General features: G+C 71.9%; 15 protein-coding genes. 9 read left to right on the top strand and 6 right to left on the bottom strand.

Translation table 11 applies throughout. From position 1 onward, the window contains the following. Positions 1 to 69 precede the first annotated feature (69 nt). Together ACIQTO_RS14380 and ACIQTO_RS14375 are read right to left on the bottom strand one after the other, a co-directional pair. A complete protein-coding gene (locus ACIQTO_RS14380; RefSeq protein WP_380578892.1) occupies positions 70 to 1,020 on the bottom strand; it encodes a PAC2 family protein in 951 nt (316 codons plus the stop codon). A gap of 320 nt (positions 1,021 to 1,340) precedes the next feature. Next, positions 1,341 to 2,153, bottom strand: a complete 813-nt coding sequence (locus ACIQTO_RS14375; RefSeq protein ID WP_402387640.1) for an SGNH/GDSL hydrolase family protein — start codon at positions 2,151 to 2,153, stop codon at positions 1,341 to 1,343. Positions 2,154 to 2,637: 484 nt separating this feature from the next. Here ACIQTO_RS14375 and ACIQTO_RS14370 point away from each other — a divergent pair, with 484 nt between their 5' ends. Next, positions 2,638 to 2,832, top strand: coding sequence for a hypothetical protein (locus ACIQTO_RS14370; RefSeq protein WP_402387637.1), 195 nt, complete (start codon positions 2,638 to 2,640; stop codon positions 2,830 to 2,832). Positions 2,833 to 2,896: 64 nt separating this feature from the next. Here ACIQTO_RS14370 and ACIQTO_RS14365 read toward each other — a convergent pair whose 3' ends face one another. Then, a complete protein-coding gene (locus ACIQTO_RS14365; protein WP_402387635.1) occupies positions 2,897 to 3,874 on the bottom strand; it encodes a glycoside hydrolase family 18 protein in 978 nt (325 codons plus the stop codon). Positions 3,875 to 4,129: 255 nt separating this feature from the next. Between ACIQTO_RS14365 and metH the strand changes: the two genes are divergently transcribed. The 3 genes from metH to ACIQTO_RS14350 all read left to right on the top strand — a co-directional run bounded on the left by metH (position 4,130) and on the right by ACIQTO_RS14350 (position 10,453). After that, positions 4,130 to 7,633, top strand: a complete 3,504-nt coding sequence (gene metH, locus ACIQTO_RS14360; RefSeq protein ID WP_402387632.1) for a methionine synthase — start codon at positions 4,130 to 4,132, stop codon at positions 7,631 to 7,633. Positions 7,634 to 7,778: 145 nt separating this feature from the next. Continuing rightward, on the top strand, positions 7,779 to 8,483 hold the full coding sequence (locus ACIQTO_RS14355) for an HAD family hydrolase (protein WP_402387629.1): 705 nt from the start codon (positions 7,779 to 7,781) through the stop codon (positions 8,481 to 8,483). Positions 8,484 to 8,839: 356 nt separating this feature from the next. Further along, entirely contained in the window at positions 8,840 to 10,453 is a 1,614-nt protein-coding gene (locus ACIQTO_RS14350) for an ABC transporter substrate-binding protein (protein ID WP_402387626.1), read from the top strand. A 114-nt stretch (positions 10,454 to 10,567) separates the two neighbouring features. Here ACIQTO_RS14350 and ACIQTO_RS14345 read toward each other — a convergent pair whose 3' ends face one another. Together ACIQTO_RS14345 and ACIQTO_RS14340 are read right to left on the bottom strand one after the other, a co-directional pair. Then, positions 10,568 to 11,239, bottom strand: coding sequence for a response regulator (locus ACIQTO_RS14345; protein WP_402387623.1), 672 nt, complete (start codon positions 11,237 to 11,239; stop codon positions 10,568 to 10,570). Next, positions 11,240 to 12,148, bottom strand: a complete 909-nt coding sequence (locus ACIQTO_RS14340) for a RecB family exonuclease (RefSeq protein ID WP_402387620.1) — start codon at positions 12,146 to 12,148, stop codon at positions 11,240 to 11,242. It lies immediately after the preceding gene. 173 nt (positions 12,149 to 12,321) lie between these two features. On the opposite strand from ACIQTO_RS14340, the gene ACIQTO_RS14335 reads away from it, so the two are divergent. The 3 genes from ACIQTO_RS14335 (at position 12,322) to ACIQTO_RS14325 (ending at position 15,295) form a co-directional block, all read left to right on the top strand. Further along, positions 12,322 to 13,542: a site-2 protease family protein gene (locus ACIQTO_RS14335; protein ID WP_402387617.1), complete on the top strand. Its 1,221-nt coding sequence runs from the start codon at positions 12,322 to 12,324 to the stop codon at positions 13,540 to 13,542. Between the two features lie 45 nt (positions 13,543 to 13,587). After that, positions 13,588 to 14,547 (top strand): tRNA (adenine-N1)-methyltransferase, encoded by a 960-nt coding sequence (locus ACIQTO_RS14330; RefSeq protein ID WP_402387614.1) that lies wholly within the window; start codon positions 13,588 to 13,590, stop codon positions 14,545 to 14,547. Positions 14,548 to 14,689: 142 nt separating this feature from the next. Continuing rightward, entirely contained in the window at positions 14,690 to 15,295 is a 606-nt protein-coding gene (locus ACIQTO_RS14325) for a hypothetical protein (RefSeq protein ID WP_402387611.1), read from the top strand. Between the two features lie 227 nt (positions 15,296 to 15,522). Here ACIQTO_RS14325 and ACIQTO_RS14320 read toward each other — a convergent pair whose 3' ends face one another. Continuing rightward, positions 15,523 to 15,825 (bottom strand): ferredoxin, encoded by a 303-nt coding sequence (locus ACIQTO_RS14320; RefSeq protein ID WP_402387608.1) that lies wholly within the window; start codon positions 15,823 to 15,825, stop codon positions 15,523 to 15,525. 285 nt (positions 15,826 to 16,110) lie between these two features. On the opposite strand from ACIQTO_RS14320, the gene arc reads away from it, so the two are divergent. Beyond that, positions 16,111 to 17,877, top strand: coding sequence for a proteasome ATPase (arc, locus tag ACIQTO_RS14315; RefSeq protein ID WP_402387605.1), 1,767 nt, complete (start codon positions 16,111 to 16,113; stop codon positions 17,875 to 17,877). A 229-nt stretch (positions 17,878 to 18,106) separates the two neighbouring features. Beyond that, positions 18,107 to 19,618, top strand: coding sequence for a depupylase/deamidase Dop (gene dop, locus ACIQTO_RS14310; protein WP_380577076.1), 1,512 nt, complete (start codon positions 18,107 to 18,109; stop codon positions 19,616 to 19,618). The last annotated feature ends 19 nt before the right edge of the window (positions 19,619 to 19,637 follow it).

Here is a 19,637-nt window from a genome sequence, read left to right as displayed (position 1 = left end):
GCACACGTCGAAGGGGCACCGGGACCACTGGTCCCGGCGCCCCTTCGCCACATTCTGGCGCGGGGAGGGTCAGTCCTCCTCGCCGCCGTCCTGGCTCTCCCGCGCGGTGGGCGGCTCGGGCTCGCTCGGCCGCTCCGCCGTGGCATGCCCGGCGACCGGCTTCTCACCGCCCGGTCCGACGTTCTCCCGGCGGCGCAGGTAGCGCTCGAACTCCCGGGCGATCGCGTCGCCCGAGGCCTCCGGCAGCTCGGCGGTGTCCTGCGCCTCCTCCAGCTGCTGGACGTACTCGGCCACCTCGGTGTCCTCGGCCGCCAGCTGGTCCACGCCGAGCTGCCAGGCCCGGGCGTCCTCGCCGAGCTCGCCCGGCGGGATGCGCAGGTCCAGCAGGTCCTCCAGCTTGTTGATCAGCGCCAGCGTGGCCTTCGGGTTCGGCGGCTGCGCGACGTAGTGCGGCACCGCCGCCCAGAGCGTCACGGCCGGGACGCCGGCGTGCGTGCAGGCCTCCTGGAGCACCCCGACGATCCCGGTCGGGCCCTCGTAGCGGCTCTCCTCCAAGTCCAGCCGCTGGGCCAGGTCCGGGTCGGAGGTGACCCCGCTGACCGGGACCGGGCGGCTGTGCGGGGTGTCCCCGAGCAGCGCGCCCAGGATGACCACCAGCTCGATGCCCAGCTCGTGCGCGAAGCCGAGCAGCTCGTTGCAGAACGAGCGCCAGCGCATGCTGGGCTCGATGCCGCGCACCAGGACGATGTCCCGGGTGGTGGGCTCGGTCACCCGGACCACCGAGAGTCGGGTCGTCGGCCAGGTGATCCGGCGGATGCCGCCGTCCAGCCAGACCGTGGGCCGGTTGACCTGGAAGTCGTAGTAGTCCTCGGCGTCCAGGGCGGCGAACACCTTGCCGCCCCAGGTCTCGTCCAGATGCGCCACGGCCGCGGAGGCGGCGTCTCCGGCGTCGTTCCAGCCCTCGAAGGCGCAGACCATCACCGGGTCGATCAACTCGGGAACATCTTCCAATTCGATCACCCAGCGTCTCCCTCCGGTCGGCGGACGGACGGACCACGCCCCGGCTGGCCTGCCGAGGCGCCGACGGGCCGGCTGCCGACTGTCGAACCTCTCGTCACCCATGGAACGCCTCGCTCCATGGTCCCTACCTGCCCAGCCTACGGGCTTTGATGCGCCTCTCGGCGGGGCACCGGGACAGTCTGGGGGAGCGGGGCGCCGGGATCCACCGGTTATCCCCGCGGCGGCGACCGGGCCCGCCCGGAGCGGCGCCCCGGGCAGGCCCGCGGGGTTCCGGGACGGCTACGGGGTGTCCCCGGGGCGCCGCCGCGCCCCGGGGCGGCTCAGCGCGGCCCGGTCGCGGCGGTGACGGCCGGCAGGTAGCCGAGGGACTGCCCGTCGGGCGTGGGGTGGAAGGACTCCCAGAGACGGGGGAGCACGATGCCGGTGATCCACTCCTGTCCCCCGCCGGCACAGACCCCGTGGCCGTCGAACGCCGTCCGGACGTCGGCGAACGCGAACCCGTGCGCGTCGGCCCGGTCGCGGATCAGCTCGTCCAGCTCGTCGGTGAGCGCGTTGAACCGCAGCCGGCGCGCGTCGGTGCCGATCAGACAGGTGGTGCCGGTGCGCAGCAGGTGCGGGTAGCCGGTGACCACCACCCGGGCGGCCGGGGCGGCGGCCCGCACGTCGTCGTAGAGGCCGGAGAGCCGGCCGGGCAGCTCCTCGCGCAGCCGGCGGGCGGACTCGTCCAGGCTCGCGGCGCAGCGGGCCTCGGTGGTCAGCGGCTGGAGGCAGTCGACGGCGGCCCCGGCGAAGCCGAGGTCGTTGCCGCCGACGGTGAGGGTGAGGACGGTGGTGTCCGTGCCGACCCGCGGCAGCTGCGCGCTCCGCACGTCCTCGGTGGTCGCCCCGCCGCACGCGGCGGCGAGGAAGCCGGTGGCGCCGTGGTCGGCGGCCCAGAGCGCCGGGTAGGCGTTGGCGCTGCGGTGGCAGTCACCGGAGGCCGGGTCGTAGGCGCCGGCCGCGACCCCGGCGGCGTAGGAGTCGCCCAGGGCGGCGTAGCGGGGCGGGGTGTCGGCGGGCGCGGCGCCGGCGGGGGCGGCGCAGAACAGGAGGGGTACGGCGGCCAGGGCGGCCAGGAAGGGGTGGCGCTGCACGGCGGTTCTCCGGAGGTCCGGCGGCCGGGCGCGGTCCGCCTCGGCCCATCGGGCACGGATCGTATCGGAGTGGTGACGCACAGTCGCGCCGGTGCCCGCGTGCCGGGGTGGCGCGATGATGGGGGAGGGGCCGGACGGCGGGCGTGAGGAGCCGGGCGGATGGATGGACGGTGGTGGATCGGCGTCGGCGCGGCGGTGGCCGCCGGGGCCGTGGCGGTGGTGCTGGCGGCCGTGGCGGCGGGCCGGCGCCTGCCGGTGGAGCATGTGACCGAGGGTGGTCTGGAGCTGTCCCAGCCACCGGGCGCGGTCTGGGACGTGTTGACCGACATCGACCTGTACCCGGTGTGGCGCCCGGGCCTGTCCCATGTCGAGCGGCTGCCGGCGGGCGCCGGCGGCCGGCCCCGCTGGCGCGAGTACGGCCGGCACGGCCACGCCACCTTCGAGGTGGTGGCGAGCGAGGCCCCCGCACCGCCTGGTCACCGGGGTGGCCGACCCGGACCTCCCCTGGGGCGGCACCTGGACGCTCGTGCTGACGCCGGCCGGCCAGGGCTGCAGTCTGACGGTCACCGAGCGCGGCGAGGTGTACCAGCCGTTCTACCGGGCCGTCTCGCACTACGGCCTGGGGGAGAGCGCCGGCGTCCGGCGCTACCTGGCCGCCCTCGCGCACCGGATGGCGTAGCCGGTCGGGGCCCCGTCGCGGCCGGGCGGACCCGGCCGGTCCCCACCGCGGCGCCGGCGGGGGCTCAGCGCACCCAGTCGCGCCGGTAGTCGGTCCAGTTCTGCTCGGTGGCGGCGAAGTCGACGTACAGCCCGACGCCGAAGTTCTTCCGGTCGAGGTCGTACCGGCCGAGCCCGAGCCGGATGCCGCGGATTCCGGCGGGCACCGTCTCGGCGTGACCCCAGTGGCCCCACTTGTCCTCCCAGTAGAACGGCAGGCCCATCAGCAGGTCCACGTCCTCCGGGGTGGCCTCCAGGGCCAGCTCGGTCTGGTAGGCGTTGTAGCCCCCGTAGAGGGACTCGGTCGGCATGCTGGAGTCGTAGGTCATCACCGCGATCTGGTCGACCCGGCGGGCGGTCTCGGTGAAGTAGGCCTGGTCCCACCACTTGCCGTGACCGGTCAGCGCGATGGCGACGTCGTGCTGGAAGGGCAGCGGGTCGATCTGCGGGACGGCCACCGACAGCCGGGCGCCGCGGCCGGCGGTGACCGGGCGGACCTGGTCCAGCAGCGCGAGCCAGCCCGCGGAGCCGGGGCGGATCGGTTCCATGTCGAAGTGCACCCCGTCGAAGCCGAGGTCCAGCACCTGGCGGGCGGAGGCGGTGACCCGGTCCCGGGTCGGCGCGTCCTCCAGGTTCAGGGCGTCCTTCTCGGGTTGGACCTCGTCGCCCAGCCAGCTCTGGACCCGGATGCCGGGCAGCGCCCGGTGGGCGGCCTCGGTGAACCACCGGGCACGGGGGTGGACGTCCGGCGGCAGCGAGCCGTCGTGCTCCAGCGGCCCGGTGTGGACGTAGAGGTCGCGCACGCCCGTCCCGGCGAGCCGGCGGGCGAGGTCGGCGACGTCGGCGTCACCCTTCCGGCCGTCCACCCAGGCGTGACCAAGCCAGACGACGTCCTTGCCCCGGGTGCGGGCCTCGGGGGAGGGGTCCCCGGCGTACTGCAGGCGCAGCGCGAGCGCCGCCGAGCCGGCCGGCAGCACCGCGACGGCGACCGCGACCAGCGTCACCGCAAGGGTCCGGCGCCACCGCGACCACCGCCGCCAGCGCGTTCGCAGGGCTCGCGGCGGCGCCCCCAGGGCCCGTCCGAACCGTCGTACCCGCGCACCCGTCCCCGTCACGCAGTCGCTCCCCCCGTGCGGCCGAGTGCTCAGGATACGAAATGCTTCACCTGTGCACGCCACCGGCCGGATACCCTGGCCACGTGCGTGCCCGATTCAGCGGGTGCGCAAAGCCGACAGCCGTCGCACCCAGGGAGAAGCCCCATGGCCACTGCAGCCGACCCGTCCATCACTCAGCAGAGCCGCGCGAACGCGTTGCGCGAGGCGCTCGCCACCAGGGTGGTGGTGGCCGACGGGGCGATGGGAACCATGCTCCAGGCCCAGGACCCGAGCCTGGAGGACTTCCAGAACCTGGAAGGCTGCAACGAGGTCCTGAACGTCACCCGGCCCGACATCGTCCGCTCCGTCCACGACGCGTACTTCGCGGTGGGCGTGGACTGCGTGGAGACCAACACCTTCGGCGCCAACTTCTCGGCGCTCGGCGAGTACGACATCCCCGAGCGGATCTTCGAGCTGTCCGAGGCGGGCGCCGCGATCGCCCGTGAGGCCGCCGACTCCTTCGACGACGGCCGCACCCGCTGGGTGCTGGGCTCGATCGGCCCCGGCACCAAGCTGCCCACCCTCGGCCACGCCCCGTACGAGGTGCTGCGCGACGGCTTCCAGCTGAACGCGGCCGGTCTGATCGCGGGTGGTGCCGACGCGCTGCTGGTGGAGACCAGCCAGGACCTGCTGCAGACCAAGGCCGCGATCCTGGGCTCGAAGCGCGCGCTCGCCGAGGCCGGGCTGGACCTGCCGGTGCTCGTCCAGGTGACGGTCGAGACCACCGGCACCATGCTGCTCGGCTCGGAGATCGGCGCGGCGCTGACCGCCCTGGAGCCGCTGGGTGTCGACTACATCGGCCTGAACTGCGCCACCGGCCCGGCCGAGATGAGCGAGCACCTGCGCTACCTCGCCAAGAACGCGAAGATCGGCCTGTCCTGCATGCCGAACGCGGGCCTGCCGGTCCTGGGCAAGGACGGCGCCCACTACCCGCTGTCCCCGGCCGAGCTGGCCGAGGCGCACGACGTCTTCACCCGCGAGTACGGCCTCTCGCTGGTCGGCGGCTGCTGCGGTACCACGCCCGAGCACCTGCGCCAGGTGGTCGAGCGCGTCCAGGGCCGTCCGGTCGCCGCGCGCGACCCGCGCCCGGAGCCCTCGGCGGCCTCGCTGTACCAGGCGGTGCCGTTCCGTCAGGACACCTCGTACCTGGCGATCGGCGAGCGCACCAACGCCAACGGCTCGAAGAAGTTCCGCGACTCGATGCTGGCCGGCGACTGGCAGGCCTGCGTGGAGATCGCCCGTGAGCAGATCCGGGACGGCTCCCACCTGCTGGACCTCTGCGTGGACTACGTCGGCCGCGACGGCGTCGCCGACATGAAGGAGATCGCCGGCCGGCTGGCCACCGCCTCCACCCTGCCGATCGTGCTGGACTCCACCGAGCCGGACGTGCTGCGCGCGGGCCTGGAGGCGCTCGGCGGCCGCGCGCTGCTCAACTCGGTCAACTACGAGGACGGCGACGGCCCGGACACCCGGTTCGGGCGGATCGCCTCGCTGGCCCGCGAGCACGGGGCCGGCCTGATCGCCCTCACCATCGACGAGGACGGCCAGGCCCGGACCGCCGAGACCAAGGTCGCCATCGCCGAGCGCCTGATCGCCCAGCTCACCACCGAGTACGGCATCGACGAGGGCTCGATCCTGGTCGACTGCCTGGCCTTCACCCTGGGCACCGGCCAGGAGGAGTCCCGCCGGGACGGCATCGAGACCATCGAGGCGATCCGCGAGCTCAAGCGCCGCCACCCGGACGTGCAGACCACCCTGGGCCTGTCCAACATCTCCTTCGGGCTGAGCCCGGCCGCCCGGATGGTGATCAACTCGGTCTTCCTGAACGAGTGCGTCGAGGCCGGCCTGGACTCCGCGATCGTGCACGCCTCCAAGATCCTGCCGATGGCCCGGATCCCCGAGGACCAGCGCGAGGTCGCGCTCGACCTGGTCTACGACCGCCGCAGCGAGGGCTACGACCCGCTGCAGAAGCTGCTCCGGCTCTTCGAGGGCGTCTCCTCGACCTCGATGAGGGCGTCCAAGGCGGAGGAGCTGGCGGCGCTGCCGCTGGAGGAGCGCCTGCAGCGCCGGATCATCGACGGCGAGCGCAACGGCCTGGAGGCCGACCTGGACGAGGCGCTGGCGGAGCGTCCGGCGCTGGAGATCGTCAACAGCACGCTGCTGGCCGGCATGAAGGTGGTCGGCGAGCTGTTCGGCTCCGGCCAGATGCAGCTGCCGTTCGTGCTGCAGTCCGCCGAGGTGATGAAGACCGCGGTGGCCCACCTGGAGCCGCACATGGAGAAGTCCGACGACGAGGGCAAGGGCACCATCGTGCTCGCCACCGTCAAGGGCGACGTCCACGACATCGGCAAGAACCTGGTCGACATCATCCTGTCCAACAACGGCTACACCGTGGTCAACCTGGGCATCAAGCAGCCGGTCTCGGCGATCCTGGACGCCGCCCAGGAGCACCGGGCGGACGTGATCGGGATGTCCGGCCTGCTGGTCAAGTCCACCGTGATCATGAAGGAGAACCTGGAGGAGCTGAACCAGCGCAAGCTGGCGGCCGACTACCCGGTGATCCTCGGCGGCGCCGCGCTCACCCGCGCCTACGTCGAGCAGGACCTGCACGAGATCTACGAGGGCGAGGTCCGCTACGCCCGGGACGCCTTCGAGGGCCTGCGGCTGATGGACGCGCTGATCGCGGTCAAGCGCGGCGTGCCCGGCGCGACCCTGCCGGAGCTCAAGCAGCGCCGGCACGCCCGGGTGGTGGTCGAGGAGCCGGAGGAGGTCAACCTCGGCCAGATCCGCTCGGACGTCTCGGTCGACAACACCGTGCCGGCCCCGCCGTTCTGGGGCGACCGGATCGTCAAGGGCGTCCCGTTCGCCGACTACGCCTCCTGGCTGGACGAGGACGCGCTGTTCAAGGGGCAGTGGGGCCTGAAGGCCGCCCGCAGCGGCGACGGCCCCTCGTACGAGGAGCTGGTGGAGACCGAGGGCCGGCCGCGGCTGCGGATGTGGCTGGACCGGCTGCAGACCGAGGGCTGGCTGGAGGCGGCCGTGGTCTACGGCTACTACCCCGCCAACTCCAAGGGCGACGACCTGATCGTCTACAACGAGGACGGCACCGAGCGGACCCGCTTCACCTTCCCGCGCCAGCGGCGTGGGCGCCGGCTCTGCCTGGCCGACTACTTCCGTCCGGAGGAGTCGGGCGCCAAGGACGTGGTCGGCCTGCAGGTGGTCACCATGGGCAACCGGATCTCCGAGGCGGCCAACGAGCTGTTCGCCAACAACTCCTACCGCGACTACCTGGAGCTGCACGGGCTCTCGGTGCAGCTGGCCGAGGCGCTGGCCGAGTTCTGGCACGCCCGGGTCCGCTTCGAGCTCGGCTTCTCCGGCGAGGACCCGCAGGACGTCAAGGACATGTTCGCGCTGAAGTACCGGGGCGCCCGCTTCTCGCTCGGCTACGGGGCCTGCCCGGAGCTGGAGGACCGCGCCAAGATCGCCGAGCTGCTGCGGCCCGAGCGGATCGGCGTGGTGCTGTCGGAGGAGTTCCAGCTGCACCCCGAGCAGTCCACCGACGCGATCGTGATCCACCACCCGGAGGCCACGTACTTCAACGCGCGGTAACCCCCGGGTCGCGCACCGTTCGCCCTTTTCCGCCGGGCGGGGCGTATCCTGGATCATCCTGAACGGGCCGGTCCGCTCACCAGCGGGCCGGCCCGTGCCATCCCCAGGGGCGGTCGCCCCGGGGCACGGACGGAAGGATCCCCCCATGACCACCATCTCCACCGCCACCCGCACCCTCGACCACAGCGAGGGCCGGGGCCTGCAGGCGGTGCTGCTGGACATGGACGGGACCCTGGTGGACACCGAGAACTTCTGGTGGCAGGCCGAGGCCTCGCTCTTCGCCGAGCTGGGCTTCACGCTGGACGAGAACGACCGCACCCACGTGGTCGGCGGCCCGATGAGCCGGGTGATCGACTACCTGCTGGCCGCCACCGGGGTGGACATCGCGCCGGCCGACCTGACCGTCCTGATCAACCAGCGCTTCGTGGATCTGCTGGGCGGCGGCGTGCCGCTCATGCCGGGCGCCGAACGGCTCCTCAACACCCTTGCCGCGCACGGCGTTCCGGCCGCCCTGGTGTCCGCCTCGCACCGGCACGTGATCGACATCGTGCTGCAGTCGCTGGGCGCCCACCACTTCGCCTTCACGGTCGCCGGGGACGAGGTGCCGCGCACCAAGCCGCACCCGGACCCGTACCTGGAGGCGGCGCGCCGGCTGGGGGCGGAGCCGTCCCGCTGCGTGGTGGTGGAGGACGCCCCGACCGGCGTCCGCGCGGCCGAGGCGGCCGGGTGCCCGGTGATCGCGGTGCCGTCGGTGGCGCCGATCGAGCCGGCCCCGGGACGGCTCGTGCTGCCCTCGCTGGAGCACGTCGATCTTGAGCTGCTCCGCTCGCTGGTCACCTCGCGAGTGTGATTGTCGTCTCATTGCGGAGAGGTCTTACCGACCGGTACGTGATCGGTGCCGTCCGCTCACGGCACGCCCCCGGGGAGAAATCGGGCATTGCCTGACAACTCGTTGAGCGGCCGCAGTCACACCGTCCCCTCGTGTCCCAACTGTCACTTGTACGGGTATCGGTGGTGTGTGTTCGATATGGCACGCTACTCCAGTTCGTTCCCCACCCCCGAGCCCTGCCACCGCCGCTGACGGGCAACCCCGTCCTGCCCGCGGTCGCACGGCGCCCGGTCCGTGCGCGACCTCCACGACCCCGGAGGACCAACCGAGTGCGGGCCGCCGGCCCCCGGCCGGACCGCACCCGAAGGACGCGACCCGTGAAGACTTCAGCTGAACGACTGGCAGTGCTCGGCTGCGCCGGCCTGGTGGCCGTCTCGGTGGCCGGCTGCGGCTCGGTCACCGACGCCGTCAAGGGGGGCGGCGACAAGGCGATCACGATGGGCACCACCTCGGTCACCAATGTGCTGGACCCGGCCGGCGCGTACGACGCCGGTTCCTGGCTGCTGCTGCGCAACACCTTCCAGTCGCTGCTGTCCTACCCGGCCGCCTCCAGCACCCCCGGCCCGGACGCCGCGCAGTCCTGCGAGTTCAGCGCGGGCGATGCCACCCAGTACCACTGCACGCTCAAGAGCGGCCTGAAGTTCTCCAACGGCCACGCGCTCACCGCCGCCGACGTCGTCCACTCCATCGAGCGGACGAAGAAGATCGCCGACCCGAGCGGCCCGGCGGGCCTGCTGGAGTCGATCAAGTCGGTCGAGGCCAAGGGCGACGACGAGGTGGTCTTCCACCTCTCCGCGCCCGACGCGACCCTCCCCGCGAAGCTCGCGGGCCCGGCCGGCGCCATCGTCGACCAGGAGGTCTTCCCGGCCGACAAGCTGCTGTCCAACGACAAGCTGGTCGGCTCCGGCCCGTACAAGATCGACTCGATCGAGACCACGGCCGTCGAGGGCGGCGCCAAGGTCCCCGGCAAGGTCGCGCTGTCCCCCAACGACAAGTACACCGGCGACGCCAAGCTCCGGAACAAGAAGTTCACCCTCCGGTACTTCGACAAGCCGGCCGAGCTGAAGGCCGCGCTCGACAAGGGCGACATCGACCTGGCCGACAACAGCCTGGAGCCCAACACCGCGGCCCAGGTGCTGGCCGACCAGCAGGGCGGCAAGAGCGACCTGCAGGTCGTCGAGGGCGACAGCAACGACACCCGCTACCTGGTCTTCAACACCAAGGACGCGACCGGCGGCAACGTCGCCGTCCGGCAGGCCGCCGCCCAGCTGGTCGACCGCAAGTCGCTCGCCCGCGACGTCTTCGCGCGCACCGTCCAGCCGCTCTACTCGATGGTCCCGGCCGGCGTCGCCGGCCACAACACCGCCTTCTTCGACAAGTACGGCGACCAGGACGTCAACAAGGCCAAGACGATCCTGACCACGGCCAAGGTCCCGATGCCGGTCAAGCTGACCCTCACCTGGTCGCGCTCGCGCGCCCAGGGCGCCGAGGCCGACGCGCTGAAGAAGCAGCTGGAGAACGGCGGCCTCTTCCAGGTGACGGTCCAGCACGAGGCGGACTGGGACGTCTACAAGAAGGGCTGGGTCGAGGGCAAGTACCAGGCCTACACCATCGGCTGGTTCGCCGACTACCCGGACGCGGACAACTACGTCGCGCCGCTGATCGTCGACGGCGGGTCCTACCACCACGGCTGGGACGACCCGCGGATCAGCCAGAAGCTGGTGCCCGAGAGCCTCAAGCAGGCCGACCGCGCGGCGGCCGCCGCCACCTACGCGCAGATCCAGGGCATCGTCGCCGACAACGCGCCGCTGATCCCGCTGTTCCAGAACAAGGCCTTCTACGCGTCGCGTTCGAACATCACCGGCGTGGAGTCGACCGTCGACACCACCGGCTTCTTCCGCTTCTGGGAGATCGGCCGCCTCGGCAAGTGACCCGGGCGACCGGGTGACCCTCAGCACGGTGGCCCGTCCACTCCCCCCAGGGTGCAAGGGGAGTGGACGGGCCACCGTCATGCCGCGGTCCGGCCGGGACCGGTCCGGCCGGGATCAGAGCGCGCCGGGGCGCACCAGCCCGCTCTCGTAGGCGTACACCGCCGCCTGCACCCGGTCGCGCAGCTGGAGCTTGGTCAGCACATGGCCGACGTGCGTCTTCACCGTGGTCTCGCTGACGAACAGCTCCGCCGCGATCTCCGCGTTGGACAGGCCGCGCGCCACCAGCTTCAGCACCTCCAGCTCGCGCTCGGTCAGCGCGTTGAGCGCCTGCGGCGGCGTGTCCTCGCCGGAGGGCAGCTTGGTGGCGTACATGTCCAGCAGCCGCCGGGTGATGCTCGGCGCCAGCATCGCCGCGCCGTCCGCGACCACCCGGATCGCCTGCACCAGCTCCTCGGCCGGCACGTCCTTCAGCAGGAAGCCGCTGGCGCCCGCGCGCAGCGCCTCCACCACGTACTCGTCCAGGTCGAAGGTGGTCAGCACGAGGACCTTCGCCGGGCCGTCCCGACCCGGGCCGGCGATCCGGCGGGTCGCCTCCACGCCGTCCATCCGGGGCATCCGGATGTCCATCAGCACCACGTCGGGCTGCAGCGCCCGGACCTGGTCCAGCGCCTGCTGGCCGTCGCCGGCCTCACCGACCACCACCAGGTCGGCCTCGGCCTCCAGGATCATCCGGAAACCGGTGCGAAGCAGCGGCTGGTCGTCGACCAGCAGCACTCGGATCGTCACCTAGGACTCCTTGCTCATCGGATCCCCCGTGGGATCGCCCTCGTCAGACGTACGGGCCAGCGGCAGCGGGTACGGCGGGGGAGTGCCGCCGAACTCCGGGCAGCTGGCCTGGTGGTCGCACCAGTCGCAGAGCCGGTTGCGGGTCGCGGGGAAGTCGCCGGTGGCCACCGCCTCGGCGATCCGCTCCCAGAGGGCCTGCAGCTTGCGCTCCACCGCGAGCAGGTCCGCCTCGTCCGGGTCGTAGCTGACCACGTCCCCGCCCCCGCCGAGGTAGACCAGCTGCAGCCGCTTGGGGATCACGCCCTTCCACCGCCACACCACCAGCGCGTAGAACTTCATCTGGAACATCGCCTTGCCCTCGAAGTCCCGCGAGGGCGCCCGGCCGGTCTTGTAGTCCACCAGCCGCACCTCGCCGGTGGGCGCGACGTCGACCCGGTCGATGTAACCGCGCAGCAGCAGCCCCGACTCCAGGGCCGTCTCCACGTACAGCTCCCGCTCCACCGGGTGCAGCCGGGTCGGGTCCTCCAGCCGGAACCAGCGCTCGACGAGCTTCTCGGCGTCCGCCAGCCAGCGGGTCAGCGCCGCGCCGTCCGGGTCCTCCGGGAACAGCGAGACCAGCTCCGGGCGCTCGCCCAGCAGCCGCTCCCACTGCGGCCGCAGCAGGCCCAGCGCGCGCTCCGGGGTCCGGTCGGCCGCCGGGCTGTCGAACAGCCGCTCCAGCACCGCGTGCACCAGCGTGCCCCTGGTCGCCGCCGCGCTCGGCGGCTCCGGAAGCTTGTCGATCACCCGCAGCCGGTACAGCAGCGGGCAGGTCAGGAAGTCCCCCGCGCGGGACGGGGACAGCCCGGTCGGCGGCGCCGGTGGACGTGCCGGGGCCGCGACGGCGCTGCTGGTGTCGGTCTGCTGCATACCCCGACCCTATTGCCCTGAACTGTCATCCCGCTGCCACGGTGCTGCCACACCGCCCTCCCAGTGGGTATGAAGCCTGCGAGAGGGGCGCGCGACGGTACCCGGCGCTGATCACGTAGCGTGGGCGCACCGGCGCACGGCGCACGAGCGGTGAACCGACCGAAGGGACCACGGTGAGCGACAGCAGAGGCCGGCAGACCTCCGACCGGCCACCGCAGGACGGCGGCGCCCGGCCGGGCCCCCGGCCGCCCGACGGGCCGGACCGGCGCAGCGGCATCCTGATGGGCCGGCCGTTCGGCGTGCCGGTCTACGTCACCCCCTCCTGGTTCGTCATCGCCGCGCTGATCACCTGGGTCTTCGGCGGTCAGCTGGAACACGTCCTGCCCGGGCTCGGCGCGACCCGCTACCTGGTCGCGTTCTTCTTCGCGGTCGCCTTCTACGGCTCGGTCCTGATCCACGAACTCGCCCACACCGTGGTCGCGCTCCGCTACCGGCTCGGGGTCCGCCGGATCCGGCTGCAGTTCCTCGGGGGTGTCTCCGAGATCGAGAAGGAGGCCGAGAGCCCCTGGCGGGAGTTCTGGCTGGCCTTCGTCGGCCCGCTGCTCTCCCTGGTGCTCGGCGGCGTGTTCTACCTCGGGGTCCAGGCCGTCGAGCTCTCCAGCGTCCCCGGAGTGCTGCTCACCGGTCTGATGGTCTCCAACCTCGTCGTCGCCGCCTTCAACCTGCTGCCCGGCCTCCCGCTGGACGGCGGGCGGATGCTGCGCGCCGTCGTCTGGGCCGTCACCGGCCGGCCGATGGCCGGCACCGTCGCCGCCGCCTGGGTCGGCCGCGCGCTGGCCGTCGCCGTCCTGATCGGCCTCCCGCTGCTCGGCGCCGCCCGCGGCGTCGAGCGCACCACCACCGACACCCTGGTCGACGCCGTGCTGGCCGCCGTCCTCGCGGTGATCATCTGGAACGGCGCCGGCGCCGGCGTGCACCAGGCCCGGCTCAAGGAGGTCCTGCCCGGTCTGCGGCTGCGTGACCTCGTCCGCCGGGTCGTCGAGGTCACCGCCGACACCCCGCTCGGCGAGGCGCTGCGCCGGGTCCGCGAGGCGCAGGCCGGGGCCCTCGTCGTGATCGACGGCCGCGGCGAGCCGATCGGCCTGGTCCGCGAGTCCCAGGTCCGCGAGGTCCCCGAGCACCGCCGCCCCTGGGTCGCCGTCGGCGCGCTGTCCCGCGACCTCGAACCGGGCCTGCGGCTCCCCGTCGACCTCGCCGGCGAGGACCTGCTGCGCGCCCTCCAGGCCAGCCCGGCCACCGAGTACCTGGTGGTGGAGCCCGACGGCCGGGTCTACGGCGTCGCCACGCTCAGCGACATCGAGCAGCGGCTGACCGCCGCCATCGCCGGCCGGTGATCATCGTGGTCGGCCGGAGCGCCCGCTTCCCTTAAGCTTGTCCGCATGTCCGAACCGACCGGTGCCACCCGCCGACGCGGGCCCTTCCAGGTCGGGGACCAGGTCCAGCTGACCGACCCGAAGGGCCGCCACTACACGTTCACGCTCCAGGCCGGGAACCAGTTCCACACCCACAAGGGTGCGTTCCCGCACGACGAGCTGATCGGCGCCCCCGAGGGCACGGTCGTGCGCACCACGGGGAACGTCCCGTACCTCGCGCTGCGCCCCCTGCTCCCCGACTACGTCCTGTCCATGCCGCGCGGCGCCGCCGTGATCTACCCCAAGGACGCGGGGCAGATCCTGGCGATGGCCGACATCTTCGCCGGCGCCCGCGTCGTCGAGGCCGGCGTCGGCTCCGGCGCACTCTCCACGTACCTGCTGCGCGCCGTCGGCGACACCGGCATGCTGGCCTCCTACGAGCGCCGGCAGGACTTCGCCGACATCGCCCAGGGCAACGTCGAGCGCTACTTCGGCGGGCCCCACCCGGCGTGGAAGCTCACCGTCGGCGACCTCCAGGACAACCTGGTCGAGTCCGACGTCGACCGCGTCATCCTCGACATGCTGGCCCCCTGGGAGTGCCTGGACGTCGCCTCCGAGGCGCTCGTCCCCGGCGGCCTGATCTGCTGCTACGTGGCCACCACCACGCAGATGTCGAAGACCGTCGAGGCGCTGCGCGACCACGGCACCTTCACCGAGCCGCAGGCCTGGGAGACCATGGTCCGCACCTGGCACCTGGAGGGCCTGGCCGTCCGCCCGGACCACCGGATGATCGGGCACACCGGCTTCCTCCTCACCTCCCGCCGCCTCGCCGACGGCGTCGAGCCGCCGCTGCGCCGCCGCCGCCCGGCCAAGGGCGCGTACGGCGAGGACTACGACAACGGCACGCCCGAGCGGAGCCTCCAGGAGCGCGCCGCGGCCCGGGCCGCCGCCCGCGCCGGTGACAGCGAGCAGCCGGACCTCGGCTGACGGTACGTCGCCAAGGGGTGGTACGACGGGCTTCGCGCCCGGGTACCACCCCTTCGTGCTACCGGCGCACCCGGGCCCCCTCCGGCTCACCCCGGTGTGGGACGATGCTCGCTCACACCGACCCACTGGAGGGGAACGCCTGGTGGAGACCGCGGTCACGGCGACGGTTGAGCAGCAGACTCCGCAGGCCCGCAGCGGGCCCGGACACGCCCGGTCGGCCCCCTGGCACTGGGCCCTCGCGATCGGCGGCTGCGCCGCGGTGGTGGCCACCGCGTTCGCCGCGGACCCGGCCACCGGCACACCGAAACCCGCCCACCCCACCGTGAAGGCCCTCCCGGCCGCCGCCGCCCCCGATCCGGCCAAGGCCGAACTCCCGCTGGACTGCGGACCGTTCCCGGTCAAGATATCCGTCAGCTTCGCCGCCGACCTCGGCGACGGCCGGCCCGGCACCGTCGCCGCCGCGCACTGCGCGGCCGAGAACGGCACCCCGCCGGACGCCGTCTACCTGCTCGCCCCCGGTACCGACGGCCGGCCCGCCGTCGTGGCCACCCTGCTCTCCGAACGCGAGAACCTCACCGTCGGCCGGCTCGGCCTGCGCAGCGACGGCGTCATCACCGGCCGCGCGCAGGGGTACTCCAGCGACGACGTGCCGCGGTTCAGCCCGGACATCTCACTGGACCTCACCTGGACGCGCAGGAGCGGCGGCTGGGACCGGTCCCAGACCGCCGCTCCGCTGGCGCAGGCCTGAATGTGTTGTCGCCCGCTCGCCTCCGGGCCGCTCTCGTCCGGTGCCGACGGTCGGCGCTCCGACGTCGCTCGTTCCTCGCGGTGTCCTCGCTTCTTCCTTTCGGCACCGGCGCGGCCCTTCGGCTCGGGGCGGGAGCCGCTCGCTCGCGTCGTGCCGCCTCGCCTCCGGGCTGCTCGGGGCGCGTCGGTGCCGCTCCGGTTCGGTGTCGCTCCGGTTCCGCTTCGGGGCTAGTCGGCGTCCGGGCCGTAGACCTCGGCCCGGTCGGAGACCCGGCGGACGTGGATGCAGTCGCCCGGGCAGTCCTTCACCGAGTCGACCACGTCCTGAAGCAGCGTCAGCGGCACCGGCACGGTCTCGCCGGGCTGCTGGCGCAGTTCGTCGTCCGAGCCCTTCACGTAGGCGAGGCCGTCGATGTCGAGTTCGAAGACCTCGGGCGCGTACTGCGCGCAGATGCCGTCGCCGGTGCACAGATCCTGGTCGATCCACACCTCCAGCGCCTCGCCGGTCGTCGCCTCTTCGGTCACCGACATGGTCCCCTGCCGTTTCTGTCCCGGGTCGCCCCTTATGGGGAGGCAATCCCGCCATTCGTACAACGATCTGACCGCGACCCGCGGTCCCGATCGGATATCGACTTGTTCGACGATACATCTGGTCGGCTTTGGGTGGTGCGCGCTGGGTATCTCCTTAGCAGAGGGGAAGCACGCGAGGGCGAAGATCGGACACGCCCGTTCCATCTTTCTTGATCTAGGGGTTTACGGACCCCTGGTCCCAGGTAGGGTCTGGAAGCGTCCAGCTCCCCGGAGGAGGTGAGGACCGTGGCAGCCCACGATGACGACTACAACCGCAGCACCGGCAGGCCCGCTCGTGGTTCCGACGAGGCCGCTCAGGTCTCGTACCTTGAGCAGGAAATCGCCGTGCTGCGCCGCAAGCTCGCCGACTCGCCGCGCAATTCGAGAATCCTCGAAGAGCGGATCGTCGAGCTCCAGACCAACCTGGCCGGCGTGTCCGCCCAGAACGAACGGCTCGCCTCCACCCTGCGAGAGGCCCGCGACCAGATCGTGGCCCTCAAGGAGGAAGTGGACCGGCTGGCACAGCCCCCGGCCGGATTCGGCACCTTCCTCAGCCAGAACGAGGACGGCACCGCCGACATCTTCACCGGGGGGCGCAAGCTCCGCGTGAACGTCAGCCCCACCGTCGACCTCGACGAGCTGCGGCGCGGCCAGGAGGTGATGCTCAACGAGGCCCTCAACATCGTGGACGCGATGGCCTTCGAGAGCATCGGCGACATCGTCACCCTCAAGGAGGTCCTGGAGGACGGCGAGCGCGCCCTGGTCATCGGTCACACGGACGAGGAGCGGGTGGTCCGGCTCGCCGAACCGCTGCGCGAGCTCACCATCCGGGCGGGGGACGCCCTGCTGCTCGAACCCCGCTCGGGCTACGTGTACGAGGTCGTGCCGAAGTCCGAGGTCGAGGAGCTGGTCCTCGAAGAGGTGCCGGACATCGACTACCGCCAGATCGGCGGCCTCAGCAACCAGATCGAGCTGATCCGCGACGCGGTCGAGCTGCCCTACCTGCACGCCGAGCTCTTCAAGGAGTACGAGCTGCGTCCGCCCAAGGGCGTGCTGCTCTACGGCCCGCCCGGCTGCGGCAAGACGCTCATCGCCAAGGCGGTGGCCAACTCGCTCGCCAAGAAGGTCGCCGAGGTCACCGGCCGGCCGCAGGGAAAGAGCTACTTCCTCAACATCAAGGGCCCCGAGCTGCTCAACAAGTACGTCGGCGAGACCGAGCGGCAGATCCGCCTGGTCTTCCAGCGGGCCCGGGAGAAGGCGAGCGAGGGCACCCCCGTCATCGTCTTCTTCGACGAGATGGAGTCGCTCTTCCGCACCCGCGGCTCGGGTGTCAGCTCGGACGTGGAGAACACCATCGTCCCCCAGCTGCTCGCCGAGATCGACGGCGTGGAGGGCCTGGAGAACGTCATCGTCATCGGCGCCTCGAACCGCGAGGACATGATCGACCCGGCGATCCTGCGGCCCGGCCGTCTGGACGTCAAGATCAAGATCGAGCGCCCGGACGCCGAGGCCGCGAAGGACATCTTCTCCAAGTACCTCAAGGGCTCGCTGCCGTTCCACCCGGACGACCTCAAGGAGCACGACGGCTCCGTCGAGGCCACGGTGGTGGCGATGATCCAGGCGGTCGTCGAGCGGATGTACACCGAGACCGAGGAGAACCGCTTCCTGGAGGTCACCTACGCCAACGGTGACAAGGAGGTCCTGTACTTCAAGGACTTCAACTCCGGCGCGATGATCCAGAACATCGTCGACCGTGCGAAGAAGATGGCCATCAAGGACTTCCTCGACCACGGTCAGCGCGGTCTGCGCGTCTCCCACCTGCTCGCCGCCTGTGTGGACGAGTTCAAGGAGAACGAGGACCTGCCCAACACGACCAATCCGGACGACTGGGCCCGGATCTCCGGCAAGAAGGGCGAGCGGATCGTCTTCATCCGCACGCTGGTCACCGGAAAGCAGGGCGCCGAGTCCGGCCGCTCGATCGACACTGTCGCCAACACCGGGCAGTACCTGTAACCGAACCACTCCGGGCCGCCGGCAGCGGTCCCCGGAACTGCACGCTCCCCGTCCGGCTGTGGCGCCTCGCGGCCCCACAGCCGGACGGCGCGTCTCGGGGCCCGCCTGTCGGTGCCGCGTTCTAGGCTCGATCCACCGTTCGCGGGCACACGGCCGGCGCCGGTGTTGTTCAGCGGTACGTCAGCGTGTTCCGCCCGTGGGGGGCGGCGCACCGGGCAAGGAGGGCCGCATGACCGTACGGCGCGTGATGGGCATCGAGACCGAGTACGGAATCTCCGTACCCGGGCACCCCAACGCCAACGCCATGCTCACCTCGTCCCAGATCGTCAACGCGTACGCGGCGGCGATGCACCGGGCACGGCGGGCCCGTTGGGACTTCGAGGAGGAGAATCCGCTGCGCGACGCCCGGGGCTTCGACCTCGCGCGCGACGTCGCGGACGCCAGCCAGCTGACCGACGAGGACATCGGCCTCGCGAACATCATCCTCACCAACGGCGCGCGGTTCTACGTGGACCACGCGCACCCCGAGTACAGCTCGCCCGAGGTGACCAACCCGCGCGACGCCGTGCTCTGGGACAAGGCCGGTGAGCGGATCATGGCGGCCGCCGCCCAGCGCGCCCTGGAACTGCCCAACGGGCAGACCATCCACCTCTACAAGAACAACACCGACAACAAGGGCGCCTCCTACGGCACCCACGAGAACTACCTGATGAAACGGGCGACGCCGTTCGCCGACATCGTCCGCCACCTCACCCCGTTCTTCGTCTCCCGCCAGGTGGTCACCGGAGCCGGCCGCGTCGGCATCGGCCAGGACGGCTCGGCGAACGGTTTCCAGATCAGCCAGCGCGCCGACTACTTCGAGGTCGAGGTCGGCCTGGAGACGACGCTCAAGCGGCCGATCATCAACACCCGGGACGAGCCGCACGCCGACGCCGAGAAGTACCGCCGGCTGCACGTGATCATCGGGGACGCCAATCTCTCCGAGATCTCCACCTACCTCAAGCTGGGCACCACCTCACTGGTGCTGGCGATGATCGAGGACTCCTTCATCGCCGCCGACCTCGCCGTCGACCAGCCGGTGCGCACCCTGCACCGGATCTCGCACGACCCGACGCTGAAGCACCTCATCACGCTGCGCAACGGTCGCCGGCTCACCGCCGTCCAGCTGCAGCTGGAGTACTTCGAGCTGGCCCGCAAGTACGTCGAGGACCGCTTCGGCACCGACGCGGACGAGCAGACGGTCGACGTGCTGGCACGCTGGGAGGACGTACTGGGGCGGCTGGAGCGCGATCCGATGTCGCTCTCCCGGCAGCTGGACTGGATCGCCAAGCGGGAGATCCTGGAGGGCTACCGCAGCCGCGACGCACTGGAGTGGGACAACTCCCGGCTGCACCTGGTCGACCTGCAGTACAGCGACGTACGGCCCGAGAAGGGGCTCTACAACCGTCTGGTGGCCCGGGGCCGGTTCGAGCGGCTGCTGACCGACGCGGAGGTCGAGCGGGCCGTCTCCAAGCCCCCGGAGGACACCAGGGCCTACTTCCGCGGGCGCTGTCTGGAGCAGTACGCGGACCACGTGGCGGCCGCCTCCTGGGACTCGGTGATCTTCGACCTGCCCGGCCGCGACTCGCTGCAGCGGGTCCCCACGCTGGAGCCGCTGCGCGGTACCCGCAACCACGTCAAGGAGCTGCTGGACCGCTGCCGCACGGCCGAGGACCTGCTCCGGGTACTGGCCGGCGGGTAACTTTTCGATCACCACGGGT

The organism is Kitasatospora sp. NPDC091207, assembly GCF_044768625.1.
Classification (GTDB): domain Bacteria; phylum Actinomycetota; class Actinomycetes; order Streptomycetales; family Streptomycetaceae; genus Kitasatospora.
This window is presented reverse-complemented; position numbering and strand designations above follow the sequence as displayed.